23 protein-coding genes are annotated in these 23,407 nt (G+C 64.9%); 10 read left to right on the forward strand and 13 right to left on the reverse strand.

Annotated features, from left to right (window positions below; genetic code table 11):
• Positions 1 to 188: 188 nt before the first annotated feature.
• On the forward strand, positions 189 to 794 hold the full coding sequence (locus E2I15_RS11785) for an LOG family protein (RefSeq protein ID WP_018271077.1): 606 nt from the start codon (positions 189 to 191) through the stop codon (positions 792 to 794).
• 153 nt (positions 795 to 947) lie between these two features.
• Here E2I15_RS11785 and E2I15_RS11790 read toward each other — a convergent pair whose 3' ends face one another.
• The 4 genes from E2I15_RS11790 to cysS all read right to left on the reverse strand — a co-directional run bounded on the left by E2I15_RS11790 (position 948) and on the right by cysS (position 4,940).
• Positions 948 to 1,325: a VOC family protein gene (locus tag E2I15_RS11790; protein WP_137479586.1), complete on the reverse strand. Its 378-nt coding sequence runs from the start codon at positions 1,323 to 1,325 to the stop codon at positions 948 to 950.
• 101 nt (positions 1,326 to 1,426) lie between these two features.
• The gene (gene cimA, locus E2I15_RS11795; protein WP_137479585.1) at positions 1,427 to 3,025 is read right to left on the reverse strand and encodes a citramalate synthase; all 1,599 of its coding nucleotides are present in this window, start codon (positions 3,023 to 3,025) and stop codon (positions 1,427 to 1,429) included.
• Complete coding sequence (locus E2I15_RS11800; RefSeq protein ID WP_016846291.1) at positions 3,022 to 3,528, reverse strand: GNAT family N-acetyltransferase; 507 nt, start codon at positions 3,526 to 3,528, stop codon at positions 3,022 to 3,024. The genes cimA and E2I15_RS11800 overlap by 4 nt, the downstream gene beginning before the upstream one ends.
• Positions 3,525 to 4,940, reverse strand: a complete 1,416-nt coding sequence (cysS, locus tag E2I15_RS11805; protein ID WP_137479584.1) for a cysteine--tRNA ligase — start codon at positions 4,938 to 4,940, stop codon at positions 3,525 to 3,527. The genes E2I15_RS11800 and cysS overlap by 4 nt, the downstream gene beginning before the upstream one ends.
• A gap of 294 nt (positions 4,941 to 5,234) precedes the next feature.
• On the opposite strand from cysS, the gene E2I15_RS11810 reads away from it, so the two are divergent.
• Both E2I15_RS11810 and E2I15_RS11815 read left to right on the forward strand, forming a co-directional pair.
• Positions 5,235 to 5,558: a hypothetical protein gene (locus E2I15_RS11810; protein ID WP_170991582.1), complete on the forward strand. Its 324-nt coding sequence runs from the start codon at positions 5,235 to 5,237 to the stop codon at positions 5,556 to 5,558.
• Between the two features lie 143 nt (positions 5,559 to 5,701).
• Complete coding sequence (locus tag E2I15_RS11815; protein WP_155262335.1) at positions 5,702 to 6,871, forward strand: DUF2865 domain-containing protein; 1,170 nt, start codon at positions 5,702 to 5,704, stop codon at positions 6,869 to 6,871.
• Positions 6,872 to 6,878: 7 nt separating this feature from the next.
• Here E2I15_RS11815 and E2I15_RS11820 read toward each other — a convergent pair whose 3' ends face one another.
• The 3 genes from E2I15_RS11820 to E2I15_RS11830 form a co-directional block, all read right to left on the reverse strand.
• Positions 6,879 to 8,630, reverse strand: coding sequence for an NAD+ synthase (locus tag E2I15_RS11820; protein WP_137479582.1), 1,752 nt, complete (start codon positions 8,628 to 8,630; stop codon positions 6,879 to 6,881).
• Positions 8,631 to 8,779: 149 nt separating this feature from the next.
• On the reverse strand, positions 8,780 to 9,133 hold the full coding sequence (locus tag E2I15_RS11825; protein ID WP_137479581.1) for a diacylglycerol kinase: 354 nt from the start codon (positions 9,131 to 9,133) through the stop codon (positions 8,780 to 8,782).
• 53 nt (positions 9,134 to 9,186) lie between these two features.
• Positions 9,187 to 10,575 carry a class II 3-deoxy-7-phosphoheptulonate synthase gene (locus E2I15_RS11830; protein WP_137479580.1) on the reverse strand — a complete coding sequence of 463 codons (1,389 nt, stop codon included), beginning with the start codon at positions 10,573 to 10,575 and terminating at the stop codon, positions 9,187 to 9,189.
• A 151-nt stretch (positions 10,576 to 10,726) separates the two neighbouring features.
• Here E2I15_RS11830 and E2I15_RS11835 point away from each other — a divergent pair, with 151 nt between their 5' ends.
• The gene (locus tag E2I15_RS11835; RefSeq protein ID WP_137479579.1) at positions 10,727 to 11,653 is read left to right on the forward strand and encodes an alpha/beta hydrolase family protein; all 927 of its coding nucleotides are present in this window, start codon (positions 10,727 to 10,729) and stop codon (positions 11,651 to 11,653) included.
• A 266-nt stretch (positions 11,654 to 11,919) separates the two neighbouring features.
• On the opposite strand, the gene E2I15_RS11840 is transcribed toward E2I15_RS11835, so the two are convergent.
• The 6 genes from E2I15_RS11840 to E2I15_RS11865 form a co-directional block, all read right to left on the reverse strand.
• Complete coding sequence (locus tag E2I15_RS11840; RefSeq protein ID WP_137479578.1) at positions 11,920 to 12,273, reverse strand: cupin domain-containing protein; 354 nt, start codon at positions 12,271 to 12,273, stop codon at positions 11,920 to 11,922.
• Between the two features lie 57 nt (positions 12,274 to 12,330).
• A complete protein-coding gene (locus E2I15_RS11845; protein WP_137479577.1) occupies positions 12,331 to 12,540 on the reverse strand; it encodes a DUF2934 domain-containing protein in 210 nt (69 codons plus the stop codon).
• Positions 12,541 to 13,015: 475 nt separating this feature from the next.
• Entirely contained in the window at positions 13,016 to 14,401 is a 1,386-nt protein-coding gene (gor, locus tag E2I15_RS11850) for a glutathione-disulfide reductase (protein WP_137479576.1), read from the reverse strand.
• A gap of 171 nt (positions 14,402 to 14,572) precedes the next feature.
• Positions 14,573 to 15,106, reverse strand: a complete 534-nt coding sequence (locus E2I15_RS11855; RefSeq protein WP_016848262.1) for a DUF2059 domain-containing protein — start codon at positions 15,104 to 15,106, stop codon at positions 14,573 to 14,575.
• 23 nt (positions 15,107 to 15,129) lie between these two features.
• Entirely contained in the window at positions 15,130 to 15,828 is a 699-nt protein-coding gene (rpiA, locus tag E2I15_RS11860; RefSeq protein WP_137479575.1) for a ribose-5-phosphate isomerase RpiA, read from the reverse strand.
• Between the two features lie 107 nt (positions 15,829 to 15,935).
• On the reverse strand, positions 15,936 to 16,769 hold the full coding sequence (locus E2I15_RS11865) for an SDR family NAD(P)-dependent oxidoreductase (RefSeq protein WP_137479574.1): 834 nt from the start codon (positions 16,767 to 16,769) through the stop codon (positions 15,936 to 15,938).
• Positions 16,770 to 16,842: 73 nt separating this feature from the next.
• Between E2I15_RS11865 and E2I15_RS11870 the strand changes: the two genes are divergently transcribed.
• The 6 genes from E2I15_RS11870 to nhaD all read left to right on the forward strand — a co-directional run bounded on the left by E2I15_RS11870 (position 16,843) and on the right by nhaD (position 23,254).
• Positions 16,843 to 17,526 carry an HAD hydrolase-like protein gene (locus E2I15_RS11870; protein WP_246668145.1) on the forward strand — a complete coding sequence of 228 codons (684 nt, stop codon included), beginning with the start codon at positions 16,843 to 16,845 and terminating at the stop codon, positions 17,524 to 17,526.
• A 161-nt stretch (positions 17,527 to 17,687) separates the two neighbouring features.
• Complete coding sequence (locus E2I15_RS11875; RefSeq protein ID WP_018271062.1) at positions 17,688 to 18,173, forward strand: PEGA domain-containing protein; 486 nt, start codon at positions 17,688 to 17,690, stop codon at positions 18,171 to 18,173.
• A 256-nt stretch (positions 18,174 to 18,429) separates the two neighbouring features.
• Positions 18,430 to 19,464: a GTP 3',8-cyclase MoaA gene (gene moaA, locus E2I15_RS11880; RefSeq protein ID WP_137479573.1), complete on the forward strand. Its 1,035-nt coding sequence runs from the start codon at positions 18,430 to 18,432 to the stop codon at positions 19,462 to 19,464.
• A gap of 176 nt (positions 19,465 to 19,640) precedes the next feature.
• Positions 19,641 to 20,222 (forward strand): TRAP transporter small permease subunit, encoded by a 582-nt coding sequence (locus tag E2I15_RS11885; RefSeq protein WP_137479572.1) that lies wholly within the window; start codon positions 19,641 to 19,643, stop codon positions 20,220 to 20,222.
• 29 nt (positions 20,223 to 20,251) lie between these two features.
• The gene (locus tag E2I15_RS11890; RefSeq protein ID WP_137479571.1) at positions 20,252 to 21,907 is read left to right on the forward strand and encodes a TRAP transporter large permease; all 1,656 of its coding nucleotides are present in this window, start codon (positions 20,252 to 20,254) and stop codon (positions 21,905 to 21,907) included.
• Positions 21,908 to 21,976: 69 nt separating this feature from the next.
• Positions 21,977 to 23,254 (forward strand): sodium:proton antiporter NhaD, encoded by a 1,278-nt coding sequence (nhaD, locus tag E2I15_RS11895; protein WP_137479776.1) that lies wholly within the window; start codon positions 21,977 to 21,979, stop codon positions 23,252 to 23,254.
• The last annotated feature ends 153 nt before the right edge of the window (positions 23,255 to 23,407 follow it).

Raw genomic sequence — 23,407 nt, forward strand, 5'->3', positions numbered from 1 at the left:
CGCGGCGGTCCGCTGCCACATCTTTTCCACGGTTTGCCATTGTGCCCGTCATATAGATCGTTTGAACGCGGCGTACAGGCATATGATGAAAATTGTTCGCGATTCGCGGGAGTTTACGGGATTTTTCGCCTCTCAATCCCCATATCCGACTCTTGACCCTGTTTACGCTGCAGTGCCACAAGGATCGTATGAACCAAATCAAGACTGTCTGTGTTTATTGCGGCTCCGGCCCCGGTAACAATCCCCGTTTCGTTGAAGCTGCCGTCGCGCTCGGCAAGAGCTTTGCCGAAAACAACGTGCGCCTGGTCTATGGCGGCGGCTCGATCGGCCTGATGGGCGCGGTCGCGAAATCCACGCTCGACCACGGCGGCTCCGTCACCGGCATCATTCCCGAATTCCTGCGCGCGCGCGAGAACGCGCTGACCTCGGTCCAGGAGATGATCGTCACGCCCGACATGCATGAGCGCAAGCGCCTGATGTTCGAGCGCTCGGATGCATTCGTCGCGCTGCCCGGCGGCATCGGCACGCTGGAAGAGCTGGTCGAGCAACTGACCTGGCAGCAGCTCGGCCGTCACCACAAGCCGATCCTGCTCGCCAACGTCGATGGCTTCTGGGAACCCCTGCTCTCGCTGCTGAACCACATGCGCATGACCGAGTTCATCCGCCCGACTCTGCCGATCAACGTCCTGATGGCCGACCGCGTCGACGAGATCCTGCCGCGGCTGCGTTCGGCGGTGGCACGCACGCCCGAGGCCGCGAAGGATCTCGCGCCCGAAGTGGCGCGACGGCTGTAACTGTTCGCCGCACTTTCGGCTCCATCACCGTCATGCTGAGGAGGCCGCAGAGCGGCCGTCTCGAAGCACGACGGCCCCGCCGGTGGCCGCGCATCCTTGGAAACGCGCTCCTCGGGATGACGGGTCGAGATAAGTGCCGGCCTGAAATCCTTACTACTCGCTCGGAAACGTCACGGCCTCGATGCGATTGCCGTCGGGATCGAGGACGAAGGCCGCATAGTAGCGCACGCGGTCGTGCGGGCGCAGGCCCGGAGGGCCGTCGGAGAGGCCGCCTGACGCCAGCGCCGCCGTGTGGAAGGCATCGACCTCGGCGGTGGTCTTCGCGCGCAGGCAGATATGGGTGCCATTCTCATGCGCGACCGGCGCCATCGCGGCGCGCAGATTGATCCAGAACTCCGGATAGGCCTTGCCGAAGCCGATCGTCGCCGGCCGCGTGACGAGGCGGCTCAGGCCAAGCGCGGCCAGCGTCGGCTCGTAGAACCGCGCGGCGCGTTCGAGATCGCGGACACCGACGGAGACGTGGTCGATCATGGGCCCTCCTCCCGGACTTGTAGCCCGGATGAGCGAAGCGACATCCGGGGAAACCGATCGAGACGCGCCCGGATATCGCTTCGCTCATCCGGGCTACAGTCTCACGCCTGCGCGCCCGACTTCACCAGCTTGTAAAACACCGAATCCATCAGCGCCTGGAACGAGGCGTCGATGATGTTGGGCGAGACGCCGACGGTGGTCCAGCTCTCGCCGGTCTCGTCCTCGCTTTCGATCAAGACGCGCGTGACCGCCTCGGTGCCGCCATTGAGGATACGCACGCGGTAGTCGATCAGCTTCAGGCCATCGATATATTTCTGGTACTTGCCGAGGTCCTTGCGCAGCGCGACGTCGAGCGCGTTGACCGGGCCGTTGCCTTCGGCGGCCGAGATCAGCCGTTCGCCGTCGACATCGACCTTCACCACCGCGAGCGCCACCGTGACGCGCTGGCCGTTGGCGTTGTAGCGCTGCTCGACATTGACGTCGAACTGCTCGACCTTGAAATATTCCGGCACCTTGCCGAGGGTGCGGCGCGCCAGCAGATCGAACGATGCGTTGGCGGATTCATAGGCGAAGCCCGCGGCCTCGCGCTCCTTCAATTCCTCGACCAGCCGCGTCAGCCGCGGATCGCTCTTGTCATAGGCGATGCCGGCCCGGTCGAGCTCGGCCATCACGTTGGAGCGGCCGGCCTGATCCGATACCAGCACCTTGCGGTGATTGCCGACCAGTTCCGGCCGCACGTGCTCGTAGGTCTGCGGATCCTTCATGACAGCGGAAGCATGGATGCCCGTCTTGGTGACGAACGCGCTTTCGCCGACATAGGCCGCATGGCGGTTGGGCGCGCGGTTCAGCATGTCGTCGAGCGTGCGCGACACCTTCATCAGCGTCGCCAGCTTCTCCGTGGTGACGCCGATCTCGAACTTGTCGGAAAACTCCTGCTTCAGCTTCAGGGTCGGGATCAGCGAGCAGAGATTGGCGTTGCCGCAGCGCTCGCCAAGGCCGTTGAGCGTGCCCTGGATCTGCCGCGCGCCGGCGCGCACCGCGGCGAGCGAATTGGCGACCGCCTGCTCGGTGTCGTTATGGGCGTGGATGCCGATGTTGGCACCCGGCACGTGCTTGACGACGTCGCCGACGATGGTCTCGATCTCATGCGGCATGGTGCCGCCATTGGTGTCGCACAGCACCACCCAGCGGGCGCCGGACTCATAGGCCGCCTTGGCGCAGGCAAGCGCGTAGTCGCGGTTCTCCTTGTAGCCGTCGAAGAAATGCTCGCAGTCGACCATCACCTCGCGGCCGAGCGCCTTCGCGGCCGCGACGCTGTCGCGGATCGAGGCGAGGTTCTCCTCATTCGTGGTCTCGAGCGCGACACGGACCTGGTAGGCGGAGGATTTTGCGACGAAGCAGATCGCGTCCGCCTTGGCCTCGAGGATGCCGGCAAGCCCGGGATCGTTCGACGCCGAGCGGCCCGGCCGCCGCGTCATGCCGAAGGCGGTGAAGCGCGCGTGCGCGAAGGCGGGTTTCCTGCTGAAGAACTCGCTGTCGGTCGGATTGGCGCCGGGATAGCCGCCCTCGACATAGTCGATGCCGAGCGCGTCGAGCATGCCTGATATCACCTGCTTGTCCTGCAGCGTGAAGTCGACGCCGTTGGTCTGCGCGCCGTCGCGCAGCGTGGTGTCGAACAGATAGAGGCGCTCGCGGCTCACGCGTGGCCTCCCGGGGTGGCGACACCATCGAGCTGCTTCTGCATCGTGGTGTTGGCAAGCCACTCGTCGTTGATGGTGACCGAGTTGCGCTGCTGGGCGACGTAGCCGCGCTTGCGGAAGAATTCCAGCGCAGTGTCGCTGGCATCGACCTTCAGGGTCTTGGTGCCGCGGGCGCTCGCGATCTTCTCCAGCGCATCGCACAGCGCGCTGCCGACGCCCTGCCCGACCGCGCTCGGATGCACATAGAGCATGTCGATGAGATCGGCGCCCTTCAGCGAGGCGAAACCGACCGGCGCGCCCTGCAAGGTCGCGATCAGCGTGAGCTCGCCGGCGAGCTTCTTGCCGAAGGCCGCCTCGTCGTCGGCGGCCATCGCCCAGGCTTCCTGCTGCGCCTCGCTGTAGTCGTCGCCGGTCAGGTCCATGATCGAGGCCGCGAAGATCGCCGCCAGCAGCGGCGCGTCGTCGGGCAGATACGGGCGCAGTGCGGGTGCGGAACGGCTCATCGCGCGACCTCCCAGGTGGTGATCGGCTGTCCTTCGGCATCCTTTCCGTCCTTGATCGCCACGCCCATCGCGGCGAGCTGATCGCGGATCCGATCTGACTCCTTGAAGTCCTTGCGCGCCCGCGCCGCGGTGCGCTCGGCGATCAACGCCTCGACGGCAGCCGTATCGACGCCGCTCGCCTGCTGCTTGCGGGCCTCCCATGCGGCCGCGCTCTCAGACAAGAAGCCGAGCAGCCGGAGCGAGCCGGCAAACTCCTTGCGGCTCTGTTCGCTGCTCGACGCAGTACTGCGCAAGCCGTGCAGCACGGCCATCGCCTGCGCCGTGTTGAGGTCGTCGTAAAGCGCCTCGACCATCGCCGGCGACGGCGCACCGGGCTCGGCGTCGGCCGCGACCGCGTACCAGTCGTCGAGCGTCTTCGCGGCCTCCTCGGTGGCCTTCGCGGTCCAGTCGAGCGGCGAACGATAATGCGTCTTCAGCATGGCAAGCCGCAGCACCTCGCCGGGCCAATCGGCCAAGAGATCGCGGATCGTGAAGAAGTTGCCGAGCGACTTCGACATCTTCTCGCTTTCGATCTGCAGGAAGCCGTTGTGCATCCAGACGTTGGCCATGCGGTCAGAGTGGAACGCGCAGCAGGTCTGGGCGAGCTCGTTCTCATGGTGCGGGAACACCAGGTCGATGCCGCCGCCATGGATGTCGAACTTCTCGCCGAGATGCTTCCAGGCCATTGCCGAGCACTCGATGTGCCAGCCGGGGCGGCCCTCGACCCTGATGCCGGCGGGCGACGGCCAAGACGGCTCGCCCGGCTTCGACGGCTTCCACAGCACGAAGTCGGTGTTGTCGCGCTTGTAGGGCGCAACATCGACGCGGGCGCCGGCGATCATCTCGTCGAGCGAACGCTTCGACAGCGCGCCGTAACGCGGCAGCATCGAATTGGCCGCGTTCATCGCCTGCGGCGAGAACAGCACGTGATCCTCGGCGACATAGGCAAAGCCGCCGGCGACCAGCTTCTCGATGATCGCGCGCATCTCCGGGATGTGCTCGGTGGCGCGCGGCTGCACGGTCGGCGGCAAGCAGCCGAGCGCTGTGACGTCGTCCTGATATTGCTGATAGGTCAGCTCGGTGACCTTGCGGATCGCCTCGTTCAGCGGCACGCCGGGATAATCCCGCGCGGCGCGGACGTTGATCTTGTCGTCGACGTCGGTGACGTTGCGGACATAGGTCACGTGGCCCGTGCCATAGCGATGGCGCAGCAGGCGAAACAGCACGTCGAAGACGATGGCGGCGCGGCCGTTACCGATATGGGCGAAGTCATAGACCGTCGGTCCGCAGGCATACATGCGGACGTTGGTGGCATCGAGCGGCACGAACGGCCGCTTCTCCCGGGTCAGCGTATCGTAGAGGCGCACATCCATGGAAACCGTTCCCTTGCGGCCGGGCGGTCCAATGCTCTCATGTGTTGAGAAAAGACGGCCTCAGCCAGCGAATCGCTAGCTCATAATCTCGCGGCAAATGCTGCAGATGGCGAGGTGGCCGTTCATGGTTCCACCATGTCTCACGGCCCCATTATTGCGTCAAGGGGCTGTTTTCGGGCGGTTTGCCACCCGGCCCGCACCGAAATCACGTCAACACCCTCATGGTTAATCATTATTAAGGATTTGGGCGTATCCGGTGGCCTGCGGATTCCTCGCCATTTTCACCGGTGCACCATGCGGCCCATTTCAGCATTGATTGCCTGCACGCTCTTCCTTGCTCCGTCCTTCCTTGCCTCCTCGGCCGCGCTGGCCGACAGCCGCGTCTTCATCGTCGCCAACCAGGCGGACGGCTACGGCATCGACCAGTGCCTCGCCCGCGGCGACCGCTGCGGCGCCTCTGCTGCCCGCGCCTATTGCCGGTCACGCGATTTTGCGCAAGCCACCAATTACCGCCGCGTCGATCCCGACGAGATCACCGGTGCCGTTCCGCACGCCGCCAACGAAAAATGCAGCGGCAACAGCTGCGGCGAATTCGTCGCCATCACCTGCCAGCGCTGAGCCAAGCCGCTGGCCAGACGGGATTATTGCCACACCGGCGCCCCGGAAACGACGTGACGCTGCCCCGAGAAACGGCTATTGCAGCGGCCTTGCCCGCGCGCTTTGGCGTTGATCGCCGCGCGGCGTCGTTTTAATGGCCGGATATGCCCAATAGCTCCCGTTTTCGCTTCTCCCGCTGGTTTCTGACGTGCGCCGTGCTGGCCGGCATCGCGCTGCCCGCCACGCATGCCCTGGCGCAAGTGCCGCCCGGCCCGCCCGGTCCGGCTCCGCAAGGCGCGCCGCAGCCCAATCCGCAGGCCAATCCGATGTGCGGCCGGCTCGAAGGCCAGCTGGCGGCGATCGACCGCGGCGGCGGCTCCGGCGACCCGGCCAAGGACGAGCAGATCCGCCGCTATCAGGACGCGGCAACCCGCCAGCAGGGCGAACTCGATCGCGTGACGGCGCAGGCCCGGCGCATGGGCTGCGACAGCTCCGGGTTCTTCTCGCTCTTCAATAACAATTCGGCGCAGTGCGGTCCGGTCAACACCCAGATCCAGCAGATGCGCGCCAATCTCGACCAGATCACAGCCAATCTCGAGCGGCTGCGCTCCGGCGGGCTCGGCGGCGCCGACCGCGAAAACCAGCGCCGCTCGGTCCTGACCGCGCTGGCGCAGAACAATTGCGGCCCGCAATATGCCGCGGCCGCGCGTGGCCCCGGCAACTTCCTCGAGAACCTGTTCGGCGGCGGCGGTGGCGGCAATCCCAACAATCCGCTGCCCCCGCCCGATGCGCAGTATGGCGCCCAGTCCGGCACCTTCCGCACCGTCTGCGTCCGCACCTGCGACGGCGCCTATTTCCCGATCTCGTTCGCAACGGTGCAGGCGCGCTTCGCCGCCGACGAGCAAGTCTGCAAGGCGCAGTGCCCTGCCGCGGATGCCAGCCTGTTCACCTACCGAAACCCCGGCGAGGACATCAACCAGGCGGTCTCGATCAGCGGTGTGTCCTACTCGTCGCTGCCGAACGCCTTCAAGTACCGCACCGAGTTCAATCCGTCCTGCTCCTGCAAGCCGGCCGGCCAGAGCTGGGCCGAGGCGCTGAAGGCGGTCGACGACAAGGCGTCCGCCGAGCAGCAGGGCGACATCATCGTCACCGAGGAGAGCGCGCGGAAGATGCAGCAGCGCGCCCAGACCAAGGCCGCCGCCGGCAAGAAGGGCGCGCCAGCAACCGCAGCTCAACAGCAGCCCGCAGCCGCTGACGCCACGGCACCGGCGGCCGCGACGGCAAGCGACGGCCAGATCCGCACCGTCGGCCCGACCTTCATCCCCAAGCGGTAAGAGGAGTTCAGCCCTCGAACGCTTCCGCCGACGCGCGCGAGGTGCGCGCCACCAGCGTCTCGTCGGGCGCCGGCAGCGCCTTGCCGAAATCGCGGAAGCGGTTGGTGATGGGATAGCGGCGGTCGCGGCCGAAATTCTTCCGCGTCACCTTCACCCCCGGCGCCGCCTGCCGCCGCTTGTATTCGGCGATGTTGAGCAGGCGATCGACCCGGGCCACCACATCGCGGTCGAAGCCGGCTTCGATGATGGTCGCCAGCGGCTCCTCGCGCTCCACCAGCCGTTCGAGGATCGCGTCCAGCACGTCGTAGGGCGGCAGCGAATCCTGGTCGGTCTGGTTCTCGCGCAGCTCCGCGGTCGGTGGCCGGATGATGATGTTGACCGGGATCACCTCGCCTGACGGGCCGAGCGCGCCGTCCGGCTTCCAGCCGTTGCGCAGGCTCGACAGGCGGAACACCTCGGTCTTGTAGATGTCCTTGATCGGATTGAAGCCGCCGTTCATGTCGCCATACAGCGTGGCGTAGCCGACCGACATCTCCGACTTGTTGCCGGTGGTCACCACCATGGCGCCGGTCTTGTTGGAGATCGCCATCAGCAGCGTGCCGCGGGCGCGCGCCTGCAAATTCTCCTCGGTGATGTCGCGCTCCAACCCCTTGAACACCGGCGCCAGAATCGTCTCGAAGCCGTTCACGGCATCGGCGATCGGCAGGATCTCGTAGCGGATGCCGAGCGCCGCGGCGAGCTTGGCGGCATCGTCGATAGACACCTGCGCGGTGTAGCGGAACGGCAGCATCACGCCGCGCACCTTGTCGGCGCCGAGCGCATCGACCGCGATCGCCGCGCACAACGCCGAATCGATGCCGCCGGAGACGCCGAGCAGCACGCCGGGAAAACCGTTCTTGCGGACATAGTCGCGCAGTCCGAGCACGCAGGCCGCGTAATCGGCCTTGTCGCCCTCGAGCTGCGCCGCGATCGGCCCGTTGCAACGCCAGCCGTCGGCGGTCTTGCGCCAGGTCAGCGTCGTGATGTTCTCCGCGAACGCCGGAAGCTGCGCCGCGACGGAAAGATCGGCATTCAGCGCGAACGAGGCGCCGTCGAAGATCAGTTCGTCCTGGCCGCCGACCTCGTTGAGATAGACCAGCGGCAGTCCGCTCTCGGTGACGCGCGCCACCACGATCGACAGCCTGAGGTCGGCCTTGTCGCGGGCATAGGGCGAGCCGTTCGGCACCACCAAGATCTCGGCGCCGGTCTCGGCGAGACATTCGACGACGTTCTCGTAATCTTCGGACTCCTCGAGCCAGATGTCCTCGCAGATCGGCACGCCGATGCGCACGCCGCGCACCGTCACCGGGCCCGGCGCCGGACCGCGCGCGAACAGCCGCTTCTCGTCGAACACGCCGTAATTCGGCAGGTTGGCCTTGAAGCGCAGCGCCGCGATGCGTCCGCCGTCGAGCAGCGCGCAGGCATTATAGAGCTTGTCGTCCTCGACCCAGGGCGTGCCGATCAGAACCGCCGGGCCGCCATCCCCGGTCTCGCGCGCCAGTTCCTCGATCGCGGCGCGGCAGGCCGACTGGAACGCCGGCTTGAGCACCAGATCCTCGGGCGGATAGCCGGCGATGAACAGCTCCGACAGCACCACGAGGTCGGCCCCGTCGGCCTTTGCCTTCTCGCGCGCGGCGCGCGCCTTCGCGGCGTTGCCGGTGACGTCGCCGACCGTCGGATTGAGTTGCGCCAGGGTGATCTTGATCTGTTGTTCGCTCATACGCTTAAGTTGTCCTGCACAACAGCAAACTTCAATCACCTTCCGGTCATGGTGCGATTGCAGAAATCGCACCATGACCGGCGGGAGCTTCTTTTGAGCATGATCTGATCGGAAAACCGGTTCCCACTTTTCCGGATCATGCTCGGGAATCAGAACGCGCCCATGCGTTCGGCGAGGGCGAACAGCCAGAACACCCCGGCCATGACAAGCGCGACGCCGACCGCGGCTGAGCCCATGTCCTTGACCCGCCCGATCTGCGGATCGTGATCCATGGTCAGGCGATCGGCGAGCTTCTCGATCGCGGTGTTGAGCAGCTCGATGACGAGCACCAGCACTACGGTTGCGACCAATTCGACCCGGCGCATTACGGTGGCGCCGACCAGCCAGGCCAGCGGCAGCGACAGCACCAGTGCCACCACCTCCTCGCGAATCGCCTGCTCCGAGCGAATGGCGAAGGCCAGCCCGTTGCGCGAGTTGATGGTGGCTCGCCAGAACCTCAGCAAGTCACTGCCCCCAAGTCACGTCCCAAGTCACTGCACCAGGTCACCGCCCCAAATCACAACCCCGCAGCGGCCGGCATCGGTTTGACCTTGCCGGCGCGCTCCTGCTTCAAGAGCTCGGCGATCAGGAAGGCCATGTCGATCGACTGTTCGGCGTTGAGGCGGGGATCGCAGACCGTGTGGTAGCGGTCGTTGAGGTCCTCATCGGTGATGGCACGCGCGCCGCCGATGCATTCGGTGACGTCCTGTCCGGTCATCTCCAGATGCACGCCGCCGGCATGGGTGCCTTCGGCGGCGTGGATCTGGAAGAACGACCTCACCTCCGACAGCACGCGGTCGAACGGCCGCGTCTTGTAGCCCGAGGTCGAGGTGATGGTGTTGCCGTGCATCGGATCGCACGACCACACCACCTTGCGCCCTTCCCGCTGTACGGCGCGGATCAAGCCGGGCAGATGGTCGCCGACCTTGTCGGCGCCGAAGCGGTTGATCAGCGTCAGGCGTCCCGGCTCGTTGTCGGGGCTGAGCACGTCGATCAATTTCAGCAGCTCGTCCGGCTTCAGCGACGGACCGCATTTCAGGCCGATCGGGTTCTTGATGCCGCGGAAATATTCCACATGGCCGTGATCGAGCTGGCGGGTGCGGTCGCCGATCCAGATCATGTGGCCGGAGGTCGCGTACCAGTCGCCGGTGGTGGAATCGACCCGCGTCATCGCCTGCTCGTAGCCGAGCAGCAGCGCCTCGTGGCTGGTGTAGAAATCGGTGGCGCGCAGCTCGGGATGGCTCTCGAGGTCGAGGCCGCAGGCGCGCATGAAGTTCAGCGCATCCGAGATGCGGTCGGCCAGCTCCTTGTAGCGGCGGGACTGCGGCGAATCCTTCAGGAAGCCGAGCATCCACTGATGTACGCTGCCGAGATTGGCGAAGCCGCCGGTGGCGAAGGCGCGCAGCAGGTTCAGCGTCGCGGCGGATTGACGATAAGCCATCAGCTGGCGCTGCGGATCGGGAACCCGCGCTTCCGGGGTAAAGGCGATGTCGTTGACGATGTCGCCGCGATAGCTCGGCAGCTCGATGTCGCCCTGCTTTTCGGTCGGCGACGAGCGCGGCTTGGCGAACTGGCCGGCGATGCGGCCGACCTTCACCACCGGCAGCGCGCCGGCATAGGTCAGCACGACCGCCATCTGCAGCAGCACGCGGAAGAAGTCGCGGATGTTGTTGGCGCCGTGTTCGGCAAAGCTCTCGGCGCAGTCGCCGCCCTGCAGCAGGAAGGCCTCGCCAGCGGCGACCCGCCCCAGCGCCTTCTTCAGGCTGCGCGCCTCGCCCGCGAACACCAGCGGCGGAAAGGTCGCCAGCTGGGCCTCGACATCGGCCAATGCCTTGGCATCGGGATAATCGGGCACCTGCAGCACCTTCTTGGCGCGCCAGCTATCGGGTGTCCACCGCTCGGACATAAGGTCAACTCCTGAGCAAAAACCGCAACTTAATCACGGCATGAGGAAAGCCCGGCTTATACACAGGGCCCCGCTTTCCCGCTAGAAGGATTCCTGCAATCTGGTCAAGCCCTTGCAGGGAAATCCGAATTCGCATTTGGTAGAGCATAGCATGAATGCCGTGGAAATCGCCGTGGCCTCCGCCGCGCTGGACGACGTTTTTAGCGACGACATCGTCGTGCCGGCCGCGGACGGCTATCCGCTCGCCGCGACGCTGTTCCTGCCGCGCGGCACGCGGCGCCACGCCGTGCTGATCAATTCGGCGACCGCAGTGCCCCGCAAGGTCTATCGCGGCTTTGCCGGCTACCTCGCCCGCCGCGGCGCGGCGGTGCTGACCTACGACTACCGCGGCACCGGCGACAGCCGGCCGATGGCGGCGACCGGCCTCAACAAGCCGAAATCGCTGGCCGGCTTCGAAGCCACGATGGCGGACTGGGCTGCGCTCGACACCACCGCGGCGGTGAACTGGATGCGCGAGCGCTACCGCAACCTCCCCTTCGCCTATGTCGGCCACTCCTTCGGCGGCCAGGCGCTCGGGCTGCTGGCCAACAATGCCGAGATCCCGCGCGCGCTCCTGATCGCCTCGCAGGCGGCCTATTGGAAGCTGATGGCCTCGCCCGAGCGCTACCGCGTCGTTGCCTTCATGAACGGCGTCGGTCTGCCGCTGGCGCGCACGCTCGGCTATCTGCCTGCCTGGGCCGGCCTCGGCATGGACCTGCCAAGGGGCGCGTTCGAGCAATGGCGGAGCTGGGTGATGCGGGAGCGCTATCTGCTCGACGATGCCACGCTGACGGCGCGCGAAAATTTTCCGAAGTTCAAGGGCAAGCTCCGCGCGCTTGTCATGACCGACGACAGCTGGGCGACGCGGCCGGCGGTCGAATTGCTGTGCTCCGCCTTCACGTCGATCACGCCCGAGATCATCTCGATCCGTCCTGCCGACGCCGGCGCAAAAGCGATCGGCCATCTCGGCTTCTTCCGCAGCGAACACCGCGATGCGCTGTGGCGCGGCGCCGCGGAGTGGCTCGAGGCGGAGGGATAAACGCGGGCATTCTCCGCCGTCGTCCTGGCGAAAAGCCATAACCACCGCATTGGGTTGTGAACGGGACCGCGGCCCCAGTCTCGCGCAACAATTGGGATTTGGGGGTAATAGGTCCCGGCTTTCGCCGGGACGACACCGGATGTATTGCGCTGCCGGTGAGTCATACTTTCGCATTGTCGCGACATGAATCGCCCGAGCCTTGCTCTTCAACTTGGATCAGCGGTCGAAATGATGGGTATCGCTTCGCTCGACCCATCCTGCCAGTCTCACACCACCTTGCGCGGCGCCGCCGTCGCCGTATTGCCCGTGTTCGGCGTGCCCGTCGGCTCGATCAGTAGCAGATGCACCTCTTCCCTTGCGACCGGACGATGCTCGACGCCTTTTGGCACGATGTACATCTGCCCGGGAGTTAGCGTCACGGTGCGGTCGCGCAGCTCGATGTCGAGGATGCCTTTCAGGACGAGGAAGAAGTCGTCTGTGTCGTCGTGCTTGTGCCAGACGAACTCGCCCTGCACCTTCACCCCCATGACGTCGCAGGCGTTGAATTGCGCGACGGTGCGCGGCGACCAGTGATCGGAGAATGTCGACAGTTTCTGCGAAAGATCGATCGCGCCGCTCATGATGCCTCCGGGTCCGGGCCAGCCTGCGGGACTCGTTAGCTCAGCCGTGCGACGCACTCAATGCACGCCCCTTAATCTCTCCGGATAAGCACTCGGCCCATTGTGCCCCTTGATATCGCAAGGCGCTTCTCCGTTGGTGGCTCGCCGCGCCAGCAGTTCCTTTTCGGCCTGATACCAGAGCTGATCCATCTTGCCCGGTGGCTCGCCGGCGTCCTTCCACAATTCGTAGGCGCGGGTCCGGATCTCCTGCTCGGTTGGGCCTCTCATGCGCGGCTCCCTCAATTTGAGATATCAAACTGTTTGAGAGTGGAACTGCCAGCATAGCGCAAGGTTCCAAGGCGCGCGAGACGGCCGCGCGCCGATGCCGCGTCGCCTGTGCACAAGCGCCGTTGCGCGGGCCATTCGCCGAAAACCGTCTTGATTGCGCGCGCGCGAACAGCGACCCCGGGGAAAAGCCGCCGATGGATATGCATGTCAACAAGGGTGCCCTATCCCGGGCAACGAAGCGCGGCCGTCGGCGCCGGTCTTGCGGAGGCAGGCTACCCCTTCTGAGGTATGAAACCTTTTGCCCGCTTCCGCAGACAAAAACTCATCAGGATTTTGTCACGACCTTCCTGGGGCTAGAGACAGCGCCGTCCGCATGTATTTTAAGCGGGCGGCGTTGGGCTGTCAGGCAGGGCTCGTTCCCCGCTCGCGATCGCCAGAGAGCACCAGCACGGCAGCGCCGGCCCGCGGGTTACCGCTACTCTGCCGCCTGGCGCACGTAGCGCGCGGTTGGCGTCCGCATCGTGACCAGCTCCTCGGAGGCGGTCGGATGCAGCGCGATGGTGGCGTCGAAATCCGCCTTGGTCGCCTTCATCTTGACGGCGATCGCGACGGCCTGGGTGATCTCGGCGGCGCCATCGCCGACGATGTGGCAGCCGAGCACGCGGTCGCTCGCGCCGTCGACCACGAGCTTCATCAGCACGCGGGTGTCGCGGCCGGACATCGTCGCCTTGATCGGGCGGAAATCGGTCTTGTAGATGTCGACGTGGCTGAACTGCGCCCGTGCCTCCTCTTCCGTGAGTCCGACGGTGCCGACCTCCGGCTGCGAGAACACCGCGGTCGGGATCGTCGCGTGGTCGACCTGGACCGGGCGCTTGCCGAATACCGTGTCGGCGAAGGCATGGCCTTCGCGGATCGCCACCGGGGTCAGATTGGTGCGGTGGGTGACGTCGCCGACCGCGTAGATGTTGTCGACCGAGGTCTTCGACCAGCCGTCGACCTGGATGCCGCCATTGGCGGGATTGATGGTGACGCCGGCGGTCTCCAGCCCGAGATTGGCGACATTGGGATGCCGGCCGATCGCGAACATCACCTGGTCGGAGGCGATGCTCGAGCCGTTCGACAGGTGGCTGGTGAAGTCATGGCCGTGCTTGTCGATCTTCGCCACCGTGCAGCCGGTGATGATGGTGATGCCGCGCTTCTCCATCTCGGCGCGGACATGCTTGCGTACGTCCTCGTCGAAGCCGCGCAGGATGTTGTCGCCGCGATAGATCACCGTGACGTCGGAGCCGAAGCCGGCGAAGATGCCGGCGAATTCCAGCGCGATGTAGCCGCCGCCCTGGATCACGATCCGCTTCGGCAGCTCCTTGAGGTGAAACGCCTCGTTGGAGGAGATCACGTGCTCGATGCCGGGCACGATCGGCCCGTGATTCGGCGCGCCGCCGGTGGCGATCAGAATGTATTTCGCCGTCACCTTCTCGCCGGTGGCAAGTCTGATGGTGTGGGCATCCTCCAGCACCGCGCGGGTCTTCACGATCCGTGCGCCTGACTTCTCGACATTGCTGGTATAGGCGCCCTCAAGCCGGGCGATCTCCTTGTCCTTGTTGGCGACGAGAGTGGCCCAGTCGAACGAGACCTGCCCGATGCTCCAGCCGAAGCCGGCCGCGTCCTCGATCTCGTCGTGGACGTGGCTGCCGATCACGAACAGCTTCTTCGGCACGCAGCCGCGGATCACGCAGGTGCCGCCCATCCGGTACTCTTCGGCGACCATGACCTTCGCGCCGTAGCCCGCGGCGATGCGGGCGGCACGAACGCCGCCCGAACCACCACCGATGACAAACAGGTCGACGTCAAACTCGGCCATTTTTGCACCCAACCTTGGCAACCACGCCGAAAATCGGCTCTTGCAACTGGTTCCCCTCATCCTGAGGAGCCCGCGAAGCGGGCGTCTCGAAGGATGGAGGCCACAGAGAGGCCTCATGGTTCGAGACGCGCTCCGCGCTCCTCACCATGAGGGTCCAATAGCGCCGCGCGCTCAGATATCCTTGCCGCGCTTCTTCATCTCGGCCTTGAACTGGGCGTTGACGATCACGCCAAACTGCTGCGCCCACTGCTGCATATATTGCAGCGAATCGTTGATTGCCTTGGGCTCGGAGGTCAAAAGCTTCTGACCGAGCGGCGTCTTGTAGAAGATCACGAGATCCTTGAGCTCCTGCTCGGTGAACTCGGCGGCGTAGAGCTGCGCCATGCCCTCGCCGATTTCCTTTTCGCTGCCAGCCAGGTTCTTGGCGACGACCAGCGCAACCTCGTTGAGATCCTTCTGGTAGTTCAGGTACTGCTGCAGCAGGCCGGTCTTGGTCTTCTCGATGATTCCCGGAACGGCGCCGGCATACATCACCGCGACGTTCTTCATCGTCAGGATTTCCTTGGCGTATCCGATCGCCGCGGGGGTCGACTGCTTGACGTCCTTGGGCATGGCGGGCAACTGCGGCTGCTGCGCCATCGCCGGTGCGAGCGCCAGTCCAGCCGCCAGGGCCGCAGCCGACAAAAGTCCCGAAAAACGCTTCATTCCAAGTCTCCTTGCTTGCGGCCTCATGGCCGTTCAACAACCCGAATTCCCTGCGCGCCGGCCAGCACGGCGACGCTGCCAAGCCCAATGAACAGGCCGTGTTCGACCACGCCCGGAATCACGCTGAGCAAACTGGCAAGACGCGGCGGATCGCCGATCCGGCCGAGATGGGCATCGACGATCCAGTGGCCGCCATCGGTGACAAAAACGTGACCGTCCTTGCCCTTCCGGATCAGCATTTCGCCAGACACGCCGGCCTTGGCGAATGCCCGCGCCATCGCGGCCTGCGTTGCAGCCAGCCCGAACGGGATCACCTCGACTGGCAGCGGGAAGCGGCCGAGCACGTCGACCCATTTGCTGTCGTCGGCGATCACGATCATGCGATCACTGGCGGCCGCGACGATCTTCTCGCGCAGCAGCGCACCGCCGCCGCCCTTGATCAGGTTGAGCGCCGGGTCGATCTCGTCGGCGCCGTCGATGGTGAGGTCGAGATGGTCGATCTCGTCCAGCGTGGTCAGCGGAACGCCGCAGCGGAGCGCGTCCGCGCGGGTCGCTTCCGAGGTCGGCACGCCGATCACCTTCATGCCCGCACGGACCTTCTCGCCGAGCAGCTCGACGAAGTGCCTGGCGGTCGATCCGGTGCCGAGCCCGAGCTTCATGCCGTCGCGCACCTCTTCGAGCGCGCGCGCCGCCGCCTGGCGTTTCAGTACGTCCATGTCCACGTGCCGATAGCCCCTCGGTTGTCGGTTACGGGCCGCCATCGGGTGGCCCGGCGGGCGCATATCTAGCGTCGTTTTGCGGGCAGGAATAGCGGCAAGCGGACCAGTCTTTAGGCCGAAACGGCGTCCATCGCGGCCAAAATCGCCGAAAAGCGCTCCTCGACCTCGGCCCGCATCCCGGGGTGGGTGAAAATGTACAATCGGTCGTCGCGGATCGCGGCCAGCACCTGCCCCGCAACCGACGCCGGATCGAGACCGGCCTCCAGGCGGCGCGCGATCTCGGCGACGACAGCGGCCATCGGGCTTGCCGGATCGAGCTGACGGGCCGGGCCGTACTGCTCGGGGCGGTTGCGCCCGCTCTCGCCGATCCGGGTCCGCACAAAGCTCGGACAGAGCACGCTGACGCCGATCCCGAGCGGCCTGAGTTGTATGGCAAGCCCTTCGGACAGGCTGACCACGGCGAACTTGGTCGCCGAATACGGGCTCAGGCCAAGCCCTGCATTCATCCCGGCCATCGATGCCGTGTTGACGATATGACCGCCCTCGCCGTGCTGGCGGATGTGCGGCAGGAAGCTCCTGATGCCGTGCACGACACCCATCAGATTGACGTCGATCACCCAGCGCCAGTCGTCGACCGAGATCGGGTCAATGCCGCCGCCGGCCGCGACGCCGGCATTGTTGCAGAGGACATGAACCCTGCCGAAGGCGCGGAACGATGCCTCTGCCGCGCGATCGACGCTCAAGGGATCGGCAACGTCGCAGACCACGCCTTGGACATCCGCGCCGCCGGCGCGCAGCGCATCGACGGCCTTGTCCAGCGGACCGGTTTCGATATCGGCGAGCATCACCTTCATGCCCTCGCGGGCGAAGGCGGTTGCCATCGCAAGTCCGATTCCGCTGGCGGCGCCGGTGACAAAAGCGGCTTTTCCGGCAAGTTCCCGCATCTCAGCCTCCCCTATTTCATGACGTGCCCACATCTACTCTTGCATCGCAGCGCCCGGCCCGATAGCCAAAAGCATGATGTCCGCCTCCTCTCCCCTCATCGTCGTATTCGATCTCGACGGCACGCTGGTCGACACCGCGCCCGATCTGATCGCCGCGCTGAACCATGTGCTCGACCGCGAGGGCCTGCGGCCGGTGCCGCTGGCGGCCGCGCGCAACATGATCGGCGCCGGCGCGCGCAAGCTGCTCGAACGCGGGCTCGAGGTGGAAGGACGCGCGGCCAGCATCGGTGATCTCGATCGCTTGACGAAGGATTTCGTCGACTATTATGCCGAGCATATCGTCGACGGCTCGCGGCCGTTCGACGGGCTCGAGGGCGCGCTCGACCGGCTCGAGGCAAAGGGCCATCGCTTTGCGGTGTGCACCAACAAGCTGGAATGGCTGTCGAAGCTGCTGCTCGACCGGCTCGGCCTGACCAAGCGCTTCGCCGCGATCTGCGGCGCCGATACCTTCGGCATCGCAAAACCCGATCCGACGTTCCTGCGCGAGACGGTGGCCCGCGCCGGCGGCCGGCTGCCGGGCGCCATCATGGTCGGCGATGCCGGCCCCGATGTCGGGGTGGCACGGCGCGCCCAGGTCCCGGTGATCGGTGTCGATTTTGGCTATACCGACGTTCCGATGACCGAGCTGAAGCCGGACCGGCTGATCAGCCATATGCGCGATCTGCCGGACGCCGTCGGCAGCCTGAGCGCGGCATAGACTTTCCGCAATACACTGATATCGCTTGGTAATATCTAGCCATGCGATTCCGCCATTAACCATCCTTTAACGAGCAGGGCCCCCGCTGTTGCGCCTCTGTTCCGACGCACCTATGGTCCGCTCCGGGGATTGTGGCTGATTGCCGCAGTAGAGTGTGGATCATGCGTCGTATCATCGTAATTGCGGCCGCCGGGCTGAGCCTGGCCGGCTGCTCCTCCTTCTCATTGGATTCGTTCAAGTCGGCGCCGCCGCCGATGCCGGTACAGCTGGACTCGAACCCGCCGGGCGCCGACGCCGTGACCTCGCTCGGACCGGGCTGCAAGACGCCCTGCACCGTGTCGATCCCGGCGCCGGAGACCAACTTCTCCGTCACCTTCAACATGCCGAAGTTCCAGCCGGCGACTGTGCCGGTCACCGTGACCCGCGTTCCCGGCGACTTCACCACGCCGGCCACCACCACGCTGGATCCCAGTCCGGTGTTCGCCGAGCTGCAGCCGGCCGGCCCGCCGCCGCGCGCGGCGAAGAAGCCGGTGCGGAAGAAGAAGCCGAAGCCGGCAGCCGCTGCGGCGCCTGCCGCCGCTCCGGACTCCGCGTTCCCCGCCCCGAGCGCGGCAGCGCCGGCGCCCGCCGCCGCTCCGTCGCGCTAGCGGGGGCGGCTGCATCGGATTTGCACTGCACAAAAGCCCGGCCCAAAGCCGGGTTTTTGTATTTGGTCGAGACACATCCGCGATTGCGATCATGCATCGCGCGATATGCCTCGCCTATCGCTTTGCATGTTGCGGATCATCCATACGATCATCCCTTGGGACGCATTGTGACAACGCGCCAACATGCATAGATTGCGGATGCCGGAGCCGGATCACGGCGCGGCAGGCAGGAAACAGATTGCAAGGCCCGAACTGAATGAACGGATCCACGCAAGCGCATTCCGACACGCTGTTTCGTCCAATGACCGACCCGTTCGGCCGGACCATCCGTTATTTGCGCGTCTCCGTCACCGACCGCTGCGACCTGCGCTGCTTCTATTGCATGTCAGAAGACATGACCTTCCTGCCGAAGGCCGATCTCTTGACGCTGGAAGAGCTCGACCGGCTCTGCTCGGCATTCGTCGCCAAGGGCGTGCGCAAGATCCGCCTCACCGGCGGCGAGCCGCTGGTCCGCCGCAACGTGATGGGCCTGGTCCGCTCGCTGTCGCGCCATCTGACCACGGGCGCACTCGACGAATTGACGCTGACCACCAACGGCTCGCAGCTGGCGCGCTTCGCCCAGGAGCTGGCCGATTGCGGCGTACGTCGCGTCAACGTCTCGCTCGACACGCTCGACCCCGTAAAATTCCGGGCCATCACCCGCTGGGGCGACATCGACAAGGTGCTGTCGGGCATCGAGGCGGCGCGGTCGGCAGGACTCGCGGTCAAGATCAACGCGGTCGCGCTGAAGAACATGAACGAGGACGAGATTCCCGCGCTGATGGAATGGGCGCACGGCAAGGGCATGGCCCTCACCTTGATCGAGGTGATGCCGATGGGCGACATCGGCGAAGGCCGGATCGATCAGTACGTGCCGCTGTCCTTGATGCGCGCGCGGCTCGAGAAGCACTACACGCTGACCGATCTTTCCGACGACACCGGCGGCCCCGCCCGCTACGTCCGGGTCGCCGAGACCGGCGGCAAGCTCGGCTTCATCACGCCGATGACCCATAATTTCTGCGAATCCTGCAACCGGGTGCGGATCACCTGCACCGGCACGCTGCACACCTGCCTCGGCCACGAGGACGCTTCCGACCTGCGCCGGCCGCTGCGCGCCTCCGCCGACAACGACCTGCTGGCGGCGGCCATCGACCGGGCCATCGGACTGAAGCCGAAGGGGCACGATTTCATCATCGACCGCCGCCACAACCGTCCGAGCGTCAGCCGCCACATGAGCGTGACCGGCGGCTAGGGAAACCTCCCGGCTGCGGCTCGGACGAAATCTCCTTCAATATCAACAAACTTCCAATTGACGGCGGGGCTTCCCGCTGGTTTGTTGCGCTCGCTTCATGCTAGCTCGGCTGGATAGGCCGCTGCGCCTCACAGGCGTGGTCAAGACTGCTGGGGCCCACGTGGGGAGGACTATCGTTGCAATCGCTCTTGAAATTGAGCCGCGGAATCGACGCGTTCACGCGCTGGTCGGGAAAACGTCTGGCCTGGCTGATCCTTGTTGCTGTGATCATCTCCGCGATCAACGCGGTCGTCCGCAAGACCCTCGACGTCTCGTCCAATTCCTGGCTCGAGCTGCAATGGGTGCTGTTCAGCATCGTCTTCCTGCTGTGCTCACCCTGGACCTTGCTCGACAACGAGCACATCCGAATCGATATCGTGAACAATCTTCTGCCGAAGCGCGTACGCGACATGATCGACGTGATCGGTCATCTATTCTTTCTGCTGCCGCTGTGCGTCGTCATGATCGTCACGGGCGGCCCGTTCTTCTGGCGCTCGTACCAGATCAACGAGCAGTCCGGCAACGCGGGCGGGCTGCCGCAATGGCCGGCCAAGTCGCTGATCATCATCGCATTCGCATTTCTTTTCGTTCAGGGCATTTCTGAATTGATCAAACGCATCGCGGTCATGCGCGGGCTCATTCCCGATCCGCACGCATCCCAGGTGACGGCGATCGAGGCCGAAGTCGAGCACCTCGTCGAAGCGATCGAAAAACGCTGATCGTCGGTCGCGATCGCAAGGGGGACTGGATGACTGCTTTTCTAATCGAGAACATGGCGCCGATTATGTTCGCGTCGCTGGTGGTCATGCTGCTGCTTGGCTACCCGGCGGCGTTTTCGCTCGGTGCGGTCGGCCTGATCTATGCCGTCGTCGGCATTCAGCTCGGGGAATTCCGGCCCGACTTCCTGCAGGCGCTGCCCGAACGCGTCTACGGCGTGATGAACAACGACACGCTGCTCGCGATTCCGTTCTTCACATTCATGGGGCTTGTCCTGGAGCGGTCCGGGATGGCGGAAGATCTGCTCGACACGATCGGGCAGTTATTCGGCACAATCCGCGGCGGCCTCGCCTATGCGGTCGTGTTCGTCGGCGCCCTTCTGGCGGCGACCACGGGCGTGGTCGCGGCCTCCGTGATCTCGATGGGCCTGATCTCGCTCCCGATCATGCTGCGCTACGGCTACGACCGCCGCATGGCGACCGGCATCATCGCCGCGTCCGGCACGCTGGCACAGATCATTCCGCCGTCGCTCGTGCTGATCGTGATGGCCGACCAGCTCGGCAAGTCGGTTGGCGACATGTATGAGGGCGCGTTCATTCCGGGACTGGTGCTGGCCGGCCTCTATGCCGGCTACGCCTTCCTCGTGACGCTGATATTTCCGAAGGCGGCTCCCGGCCTGCCCGCAGAGGCGATTGGCTTTCGCGAGAAGGATGGCAGCCGCGGTCTGTGGTCGCTCGGCGCGCTGTTCCTGGCCAGCTGCGTGTTCGGCTGGTTCATGATGCGAAATTCGGATACGCATGGCGCCGACTTCGTCGTGCTCACCATGTTCTTCGGTATCCTGTTCGCGTTCTTCGTCGCGGTCGTGAACTGGGTCGTCAACAGGCTGACCGGCTTCCGCTTCCTCTCCGCCATGGCGCAGCAAACCACCTTCGTGATGGTTCCGCCGCTGTTCCTGATCTTCCTCGTGCTCGGTACCATCTTCATCGGCATCGCCACCCCGACCGAGGGCGGTGCGATGGGCGCTACGGGTGCCCTGATCCTTGGCGCATTCAAGCGCCGGCTGAGCTGGGATCTGGTCCGCCAGGCCACGGAATCGACGGCCAAGCTTTCCGCCTTCGTCGTCTTCATCCTGGTCGGCGCGCGCGTCTTCTCGCTGACGTTCTACGGCGTGAATGGCCACGTCTGGGTCGAACACCTCCTGACCTCGCTGCCCGGCGGACAAGTCGGCTTCCTGATCTTCGTCAACGCCTTCGTGTTCGTGCTCGCCTTCTTCCTCGACTTCTTCGAGCTGGCGTTCATCGTGATCCCGCTGCTCGGACCGGCCGCGGAAAAGCTCGGCATCGACCTGATCTGGTTCGGCGTCATCCTCGGTGTCAACATGCAGACCTCGTTCATGCATCCGCCGTTCGGCTTTGCGCTGTTCTATCTGCGTTCGGTGGCGCCAAAGGATTCCTATCTCGACCGCATCACCGGCAAGCGCATGGAGCCGGTCACCACAGGACAGATCTACTGGGGCGCGGTGCCGTTCGTCGTGATCCAGATCATCATGGTTCTGCTTGTCATTCTGTTCCCCTCGATGGTGATGCACTACAAGGGCTCCGCATCCACGATCGATCCGAACTCGGTCAAGATCGAGGTGCCGCAGATCGACCTGCCGCCTTTGGACTTTGGTCAGCCGAAGAACTGAGCGGTCGAGCCCGGCCGGTGCCTCGCCAGGCGCCGGCCGGGCTGCCCGCAAGTCCAGGGGAGCTCAATGCTGGCCGCCGCAATTGTCGCAATTTTCGTGATCGCCTACGCCGCGATCGCGCTCGAGCATCCGATCGGGATCAACAAATCGGCGTCGGCGCTGCTCGGCGCAGGGCTGATCTGGGCGGTCTACGCGATGTGGAGCGGCGATCCTGCTCGGATCGACAAGCAGCTCAGCGAGTCGGTTTCCTCTACTGCCCAGATCGTGTTCTTCCTGATCGGCGCCATGACGATTGTCGAAGTTATCGACGCCCACAATGGCTTCGAGGTCATCACCTCGATGATCAACACGAGGAAGCAGGCCACCTTGATGTGGCTCGTCGGGTTCGTGACGTTCTTTCTCAGCGCCGTGCTGGACAATCTGACGACCACGATCGTCATGATCTCACTGATGCGCAAGCTGCTCGACCGTCAAAGCGACCGCCTTTTCTTTGCTGCGATGATCGTCATCGCCGCCAATGCGGGCGGCGCCTGGTCGGCAATCGGCGACGTCACGACCACGATGCTGTGGATCGGTGGCCAGATCACCCCGATTGCAATCATCAAGGGTGTGTTCCTCGCCTCCCTCATCAACCTTATCGTGCCGCTTCTCGTCGTCAGCGCCACACTACGGGGAAAAATCGTGGAGGCACCGCAGAGACAAACCAGGGCCGTCTCGACCAGCGTGTTCGAGCGCAATGTGACCTTCTTTCTCGGTCTCGGCATCCTGATCATGGTCCCGGCCTTCAAAGCGGTCACCCATCTGCCTCCCTTCATGGGAATTCTGTTTGGTCTCGGTGTGCTCTGGACGGTCGGCGAACTGATCCATCGCGACAAGCAAGAGGACGAAAAGAAACGCCTGACGCTGGTTCACGCCTTGACGCGGATCGACATGAGTTCAATCGTGTTCTTCATCGGGATCTTGCTGGCGGTGGCCGCGCTTGAGCACACCCATGTGCTCGAAATGCTGGCCAAATGGCTGGACGCCACCTTCGGGCGACTGGACATCATCGTTATCGTGCTCGGCCTGCTCAGCGCGGTCATCGATAATGTTCCGCTGGTGGCAGCTTCGATGGGCATGTACGGCTTGAACCAGCATCCTCCGGACAGCTTCCTATGGGAGTTCGTTGCCTACTGCGCGGGTACCGGCGGCTCGATCCTGATCATCGGCTCGGCTTCCGGCGTCGCCGCGATGGGTCTCGAGAAGATCGAGTTCTTCTGGTATGTCCGCCGCATTAGTGGCCTCGCGCTTTTGGGCTATTTCGGAGGCGTCGCCGCCTACATCATTCAATACTGGCTGCTTCACTGACCGACGGGCGTCGGCATTCACAGCGAGAACCGGTGTGCTCTGTCCCAAAGCGCGATGGGAACGGGTTGAACCGTCATCGTGCTTTGGCTCGTGGCTTGAGGGTGATCGTTCCGGAGCCTCGTCGCCGGCTGTGCGAGGGCCGCGACCTCGCGG

The sequence above is a fragment of the Bradyrhizobium sp. BR2003 genome, from assembly GCF_009720285.1.
Taxonomy (GTDB): Bacteria; Pseudomonadota; Alphaproteobacteria; order Rhizobiales; family Xanthobacteraceae; genus Bradyrhizobium; species Bradyrhizobium elkanii.

Excerpts from the sequence above, each read along its gene's own strand:
- E2I15_RS11785 (WP_018271077.1), top strand. The coding sequence starts at position 189 with ATGAACCAAATCAAGACTGTCTGTGTTTATTGCGGCTCCGGCCCCGGT.
- E2I15_RS11790 (WP_137479586.1), bottom strand. The coding sequence starts at position 1,325 with ATGATCGACCACGTCTCCGTCGGTGTCCGCGATCTCGAACGCGCCGCG.
- E2I15_RS11800 (WP_016846291.1), bottom strand. The coding sequence starts at position 3,528 with ATGAGCCGTTCCGCACCCGCACTGCGCCCGTATCTGCCCGACGACGCG.
- cysS (WP_137479584.1), bottom strand. The coding sequence starts at position 4,940 with ATGGATGTGCGCCTCTACGATACGCTGACCCGGGAGAAGCGGCCGTTC.
- E2I15_RS11810 (WP_170991582.1), top strand. The coding sequence starts at position 5,235 with ATGCGGCCCATTTCAGCATTGATTGCCTGCACGCTCTTCCTTGCTCCG.
- E2I15_RS11815 (WP_155262335.1), top strand. The coding sequence starts at position 5,702 with ATGCCCAATAGCTCCCGTTTTCGCTTCTCCCGCTGGTTTCTGACGTGC.
- E2I15_RS11820 (WP_137479582.1), bottom strand. The coding sequence starts at position 8,630 with ATGAGCGAACAACAGATCAAGATCACCCTGGCGCAACTCAATCCGACG.
- E2I15_RS11830 (WP_137479580.1), bottom strand. The coding sequence starts at position 10,575 with ATGTCCGAGCGGTGGACACCCGATAGCTGGCGCGCCAAGAAGGTGCTG.
- E2I15_RS11835 (WP_137479579.1), top strand. The coding sequence starts at position 10,727 with ATGAATGCCGTGGAAATCGCCGTGGCCTCCGCCGCGCTGGACGACGTT.
- E2I15_RS11840 (WP_137479578.1), bottom strand. The coding sequence starts at position 12,273 with ATGAGCGGCGCGATCGATCTTTCGCAGAAACTGTCGACATTCTCCGAT.
- E2I15_RS11845 (WP_137479577.1), bottom strand. The coding sequence starts at position 12,540 with ATGAGAGGCCCAACCGAGCAGGAGATCCGGACCCGCGCCTACGAATTG.
- gor (WP_137479576.1), bottom strand. The coding sequence starts at position 14,401 with ATGGCCGAGTTTGACGTCGACCTGTTTGTCATCGGTGGTGGTTCGGGC.
- E2I15_RS11855 (WP_016848262.1), bottom strand. The coding sequence starts at position 15,106 with ATGAAGCGTTTTTCGGGACTTTTGTCGGCTGCGGCCCTGGCGGCTGGA.
- E2I15_RS11865 (WP_137479574.1), bottom strand. The coding sequence starts at position 16,769 with ATGCGGGAACTTGCCGGAAAAGCCGCTTTTGTCACCGGCGCCGCCAGC.
- E2I15_RS11870 (WP_246668145.1), top strand. The coding sequence starts at position 16,843 with ATGATGTCCGCCTCCTCTCCCCTCATCGTCGTATTCGATCTCGACGGC.
- E2I15_RS11875 (WP_018271062.1), top strand. The coding sequence starts at position 17,688 with ATGCGTCGTATCATCGTAATTGCGGCCGCCGGGCTGAGCCTGGCCGGC.
- moaA (WP_137479573.1), top strand. The coding sequence starts at position 18,430 with ATGAACGGATCCACGCAAGCGCATTCCGACACGCTGTTTCGTCCAATG.
- E2I15_RS11890 (WP_137479571.1), top strand. The coding sequence starts at position 20,252 with ATGACTGCTTTTCTAATCGAGAACATGGCGCCGATTATGTTCGCGTCG.